The organism is Desmonostoc vinosum (genome assembly GCF_059505385.1).
Window position 1 is genome coordinate 1 of sequence record NZ_JCACKM010000266.1, and the last position, 5,286, is coordinate 5,286.

A 5,286-nucleotide genomic window follows, 5' to 3' on the forward strand; every position below is an offset into this window, starting at 1 on the left:
CTGTTGTAAGGTTGCGGTCATGGTTTTATGATTGCTTTTCGTTTATGTATGTGTTGGATAAGTGAATTTGCTTACCTGTTTATTACATTAAACGTAAAATTAATTTTTGTAAAGTTATATTAACATATTTGTTACTTATTATAGGTATTTGCTTTTCTGATGAATCGCGTCAGGTGATGCGATTCATCGGTTTTATCAACCAGGAGGCCAATGTAACTGGCGTCCTCCTAAGATATGTAAATGCAGGTGGTAGACAGTTTGACCGCCATCATCACCACTGTTGATCACAACTCGATAACCGTTTTTCAATCCTGCGTCTTCAGCAATACGCTTAGCAGTTAACAAAAGATGCCCCAACAAAGCATGATCCTGAGATTCGGCATCAGCTAGTTGGGGAATGGGTTTTTTAGGAATCAGGAGGATGTGAACAGGCGCTTGCGGGTGGATATCTCTGAATGCCAGCGCTAAATCATCCTCATAGATAATGTCTGCTGGAATTTCCCGACGAATGATTTTGCTAAAAATTGTCTCTGTAGTTTCACTCATGCCAATCTACTTACTCATCTGCTAGAGATTCTAAAGGTTTAATGTGATTGAAGAAATGCTTGCCAGAGTCTGGAGTGCATCTATTGTAGGTATCGATGCCGTCAAAGTTGGCGTAGAAGTCGATGTATCAGGAGGATTACCGGGAACTGTAATTTTAGGATTGCCGGACTCAGCGATTCAGGAATCAAAAGAGAGAGTCAAGGCAACTCTGAAAAATGCAGGTTTTGCCTTTCCTATGCGAAAGATTGTGATTAACTTAACTCCCGCCGATTTACGCAAGGAAGGCCCCAGTTTTGATTTACCTATTAGTGTGGGAATTTTGGCAGCTTCTGAGCAGGTTGGCGCTGATTTATTGGGAGATTATCTCTTTTTAGGCGAAGTTTCTCTAGATGGTAGTTTACGCGCAGTGGCCGGCGTTTTACCGATCGCCGCTACTGCCCAAAAGATGGGAATTACATCAGTAGTTCTCCCTGTTGATAATGCCCAAGAAGCAGCAGTAGTAGAAGGGTTAAGTGTTTATGGCTGCAAATGTCTGTCTGATGTGGTTGATTTATTAAATAATCCTGGGCGTCATAAACCTGTGGAGATATTGTATGGTTTGAATAGTTTGCATACACATTCTCTACAATCGGCAGACTTACAAGACGTAAAAGGACAAATTCATGCCCGCCGTGCTTTAGAAATAGCTGCTGCTGGCGGACACAACTTAATTTTTGTTGGGCCGCCTGGTAGTGGCAAAACGATGTTAGCACGTCGCTTATCAGGGATTCTGCCACCCTTAAGCTTTGCTGAATCTTTGGAAGTGACTCGCATCCACTCGGTAGCTGGTTTGTTAAAAAATCGTGGTTCCTTGGTACGCGATCGCCCTTTTCGCAGTCCCCACCATTCGGCGTCTGGGCCTTCTTTGGTTGGTGGTGGTACTTTTCCTCGTCCAGGTGAAATTTCTTTGTCACACAGAGGGATCTTGTTTCTGGATGAATTAACAGAATTTAAACGTGATGTTTTGGAATTTCTGCGCCAGCCTTTAGAAGATGGCTATGTGACGATTTCTCGCACGAAACAGTCGGTAATGTTTCCTGCTCAATTTACATTGGTAGCGAGTACCAATCCTTGTCCTTGCGGTTATTATGGCGATACTATCCAACAATGTACTTGTTCGCCACGGCAGCGTGAACAATACTGGGCAAAACTTTCTGGGCCATTAATGGATCGGATTGATTTACAAGTCGCAGTCAATCGCTTGAAACCAGAAGAGATTACCCAACAACCCACAGGGGAAACATCGCAATCAGTACGTCAACGAGTGCAACAAGCACGCGATCGCGCTACTACCCGTTTTCAAGAAGAATCAAATCTGCGTTGCAACGCCCAAATGCAGAGTCGTCATCTCCAGAAATGGTGCAAATTAGATGATGCCAGTCGCGCTTTATTAGAAGCAGCAATCAGAAAATTAGGTTTATCAGCCAGGGCAAGCGATCGCATTCTCAAAGTAGCACGAACTATTGCAGATTTGGCACAAGAAGATGAGCTACAAGCTAATTATGTCGCAGAAGCAATTCAGTATCGTACTATTGATAGAATGCAGTAATTTATTATCTGATGATTAAACCTTAGTTTAGCTTGTGTTGCCAGCAGCTAGAAGCGCAAGGCTAAAGCTATGATTATATATACAGCACTTTGCAAGTAAATGAAGTACACATCTTAATATGATAAATCTTGTGGGGTGGGCATCCTGCCCGCCCTTGTGTACTTCATTCAGATGAAATGTGCTGTAGATGAGTGTCCAATGGAAATCAAATTACCTCAAGCTGAAGAATCTCAAAGACCTTGGATGAAATTTGCAGGAGTGTTTAAAGATGATCCAGACTTTGAAACAGTTCAAGAGTATCGCCAGGAATTGGATACCGCTGAAGATGCAGCAGATTCTGATACATAGAGGAAAGCAAGTTGAGCTTTTGGATTCTCGATATCGGTTTATTGGCAAAAGTAAGCGATCGCATTACCCGTTGTGTAAATAAAATCCTCTGATTTGCAGATATTTCTATCTTGAAAGTCACATATTTGGTTAATTTCTGCCTCAAGGAAGCTTTATAAATACCCTTGGGAAGATGCTGTCATTTAGGTAATTCAGTATCAAATATATCAGGACATGAGTAAAATCCTGCTGTAAGGAGACTGATTGAATGAATTTGCAGGCGATTTGGCAACTTTTTCAAGAGACTTTTAAGGAATGGAGCGATGATAAAGCCTCAAGATTAGCAGCGGCACTAGCTTACTACACGATTTTTTCGCTCGCCCCCTTGCTGATTATTGTAATTGCGATCGCCGGTGCAGCATTCGGAGAAGATGCCGCTAGAGGGGAAATTGTCCGTCAAATTCAAGGCTTAGTAGGTAGAGATGGGGCAGAATTTATCGAAATAGCCATCAAAAATGCTAACAAACCACAGACAGGTGCGATCGCTTCCATGATTAGTGTGGTAGTTTTACTATTTGGTGCTAGCGGTTTATTTGCTGAGTTACAAGACTCCCTCAACACAATTTGGGAAGTCAAACCGAAACCTGGACGCGGCGTGAAGAAAATTGTTCGTCAGCGCTTTTTATCGTTTGCGATGGTGCTAAGTATTGGCTTTTTACTTCTAGTTTCTTTGGTAATTAGTGCAGGGTTAACGGCAACAGTGACATATTTCAGTAATATACTACCTGGTGTTAGTTTTCTCTGGCAGATTGTCAACTTTATTGTTTCTTTTACTATCACTACATTGCTGTTTGGACTGATTTTTAAAGTCCTACCAGATGTGAAAGTAGCTTGGAGTGATGTTTTAGTTGGAGCTATTCTGACATCATTGTTGTTCTCTATCGGTAGGTTTTTATTAGGACAGTATTTAGGAAACAACAGTTTTGGCTCAACTTATGGTGCTGCCGGTTCATTGGTGGTAATTTTAGCTTGGGTTTATTATGCTGCTCAAATTCTCTTTTTCGGTGCTGAATTCACTCAGGTTTATGCTAGAAAATATGGCAGTGGTATCGTACCAAACAAGAATGCTACACACCTTTTTGATAATACGAAATATAATGGCAATACTCGGTTAAAATTAAATTCTCCTCCGAGAAAGTCATCCTCTACAAAGTGGCTAAGTCGCTTGCTTCCATTTTTGAAAAAATCTAAATAAAGATTGCTTTTCTGTTTACTTAAAAGCAAAATCGAGGTATTTCTAAAAGATAGGTGTAGTTGCCGCAGTTACTAAAGACTCTTGACGCACACGTCGCCTAGTAATGATCATTTTGACTCCACTAGTAGGTGCAAGGGTAAAACCTCGACGCTGGGGTTTTTCGGGTTGATGATTAACTAGCGCTAACTCATAGTTTGACAAAATAGTAGCCAATACTAGCTTCATTTGAAATGTGGATAAAGCTTCACCAATACAGCGACGCACACCACCACCAAAGGGCAGAAATTCATAAGGAGAAAATTGACGTTCTAAAAAGCGTTCTGGTCGAAATTCTTGAGGTTGGGGATATAAATCTTCACGCTGATGAGTTAGATAAATACTAGCAAGTAAAACTGTCCCTGGTTGCAAAGAATGTCCTAATAATTCTATGGATTCTTGCACCACTCTAGGAAAGGAGAACATGATAATTGGGTAAATTCGCAAGCTTTCATTACAAACAGCCGACAGATATGAGAGTCGATAAATACTCATGGGATCTGGGAAATCACCAAGGGTATCAATTTCCTGGAGCAGTTTTTCATGAACTAGTGGTTTTTGGTGAATCCAGTAGAGTCCCCAAGCCATTGCTGTTGCTGTAGTTTCATAACTAGCGAGTATCAAAGACATTAACTGATCGCGCAACTCTTGATCTGTGATCAGTTGACCTGTCTCATCTTTGGCTGACATTAACATCGAAAGAATATCGATGCGTTCTGTATTGTCTTGTTGCCGACGTTCGGCAATTTCAGTATAGAGTAACTCGTCAATTGCCTCACGAACGCGCAGAAATTTTCCCCAAGGACTCCATGCTCCTAAATCTTTTTGCAAAATAGGGAACAAGAACAAGCTAGAAGTCAAAGGTGAGCGAAAATAATCTAATAGCAACAGCAGTAAATGCTTCAGTTTGTGAAATTTTTCGCCCTCATACAAGCCGAAGATAACTTGTAAAATCAGTTGCAAAGATATGTCTTGTGTTAAATCTCTAGCCGAGAAAGGCTGATTTAGTGGTAGCTTGATAAAAATCTGTTCGGTTAGATGACAAATTAGTTGACCATAGGCTTGCATTCGTTCTCCATGGAAAGGGGGCATGATGAGTTTTCGTTGACGTTTGTGGCGATCGCCCTCTAGCATGAGAACTGAACTCTTACCTACAAAAGGTTGCATAAGTCTGTTGAGTTCACCAACGGCAACAAACTTCTTTCTATCATTAGTTAAAATTTCCTGAATTGCCTGGGGATGGTTAACAAATACTACTGTTTCCCCAAAACCGACTATCTTACCAGTAAAAATATCTGGATGTTGTTGAGCTGCATTCTCCAAATAACTTACTGGGTCAGCAACCCACTGAATTTTTTGCACAAAAGAGGGTGTTGAAAGAAGGTTAGGTAGTTGCATAGCAATATTTAAGAAAATGGGGAATTGGGAATCGGGAACTCGGGGCTCCCACGTTAGCAAAGCCCAGTGGGGACAAAACTTAATTACGCGCTTCGTAGCGTAAAGCCTGCGGCATAGCTTCGCTTAGAGCGAGTCC

At 41.4% G+C, this 5,286-nt stretch carries 5 protein-coding genes; 3 read left to right on the forward strand and 2 right to left on the reverse strand.

What is annotated here, in order from left to right; translation table 11 throughout:
- Positions 1 to 195: 195 nt before the first annotated feature.
- Positions 196 to 546 (reverse strand): histidine triad nucleotide-binding protein, encoded by a 351-nt coding sequence (locus AC5JMF_RS28635; protein WP_495799097.1) that lies wholly within the window; start codon positions 544 to 546, stop codon positions 196 to 198.
- Positions 547 to 601: 55 nt separating this feature from the next.
- Between AC5JMF_RS28635 and AC5JMF_RS28640 the strand changes: the two genes are divergently transcribed.
- From AC5JMF_RS28640 to AC5JMF_RS28650, 3 genes are all read left to right on the forward strand, one after another.
- Entirely contained in the window at positions 602 to 2,134 is a 1,533-nt protein-coding gene (locus AC5JMF_RS28640; RefSeq protein ID WP_495799101.1) for a YifB family Mg chelatase-like AAA ATPase, read from the forward strand.
- A 198-nt stretch (positions 2,135 to 2,332) separates the two neighbouring features.
- Complete coding sequence (locus tag AC5JMF_RS28645) at positions 2,333 to 2,482, forward strand: hypothetical protein (protein ID WP_495799098.1); 150 nt, start codon at positions 2,333 to 2,335, stop codon at positions 2,480 to 2,482.
- 247 nt (positions 2,483 to 2,729) lie between these two features.
- Positions 2,730 to 3,716 carry a YihY/virulence factor BrkB family protein gene (locus AC5JMF_RS28650; protein WP_495799099.1) on the forward strand — a complete coding sequence of 329 codons (987 nt, stop codon included), beginning with the start codon at positions 2,730 to 2,732 and terminating at the stop codon, positions 3,714 to 3,716.
- Positions 3,717 to 3,758: 42 nt separating this feature from the next.
- Here the strand turns inward: AC5JMF_RS28650 and AC5JMF_RS28655 are convergent, their stop codons facing one another.
- Positions 3,759 to 5,150, reverse strand: a complete 1,392-nt coding sequence (locus tag AC5JMF_RS28655; protein ID WP_495799100.1) for a cytochrome P450 — start codon at positions 5,148 to 5,150, stop codon at positions 3,759 to 3,761.
- Positions 5,151 to 5,286: the final 136 nt, after the last annotated feature.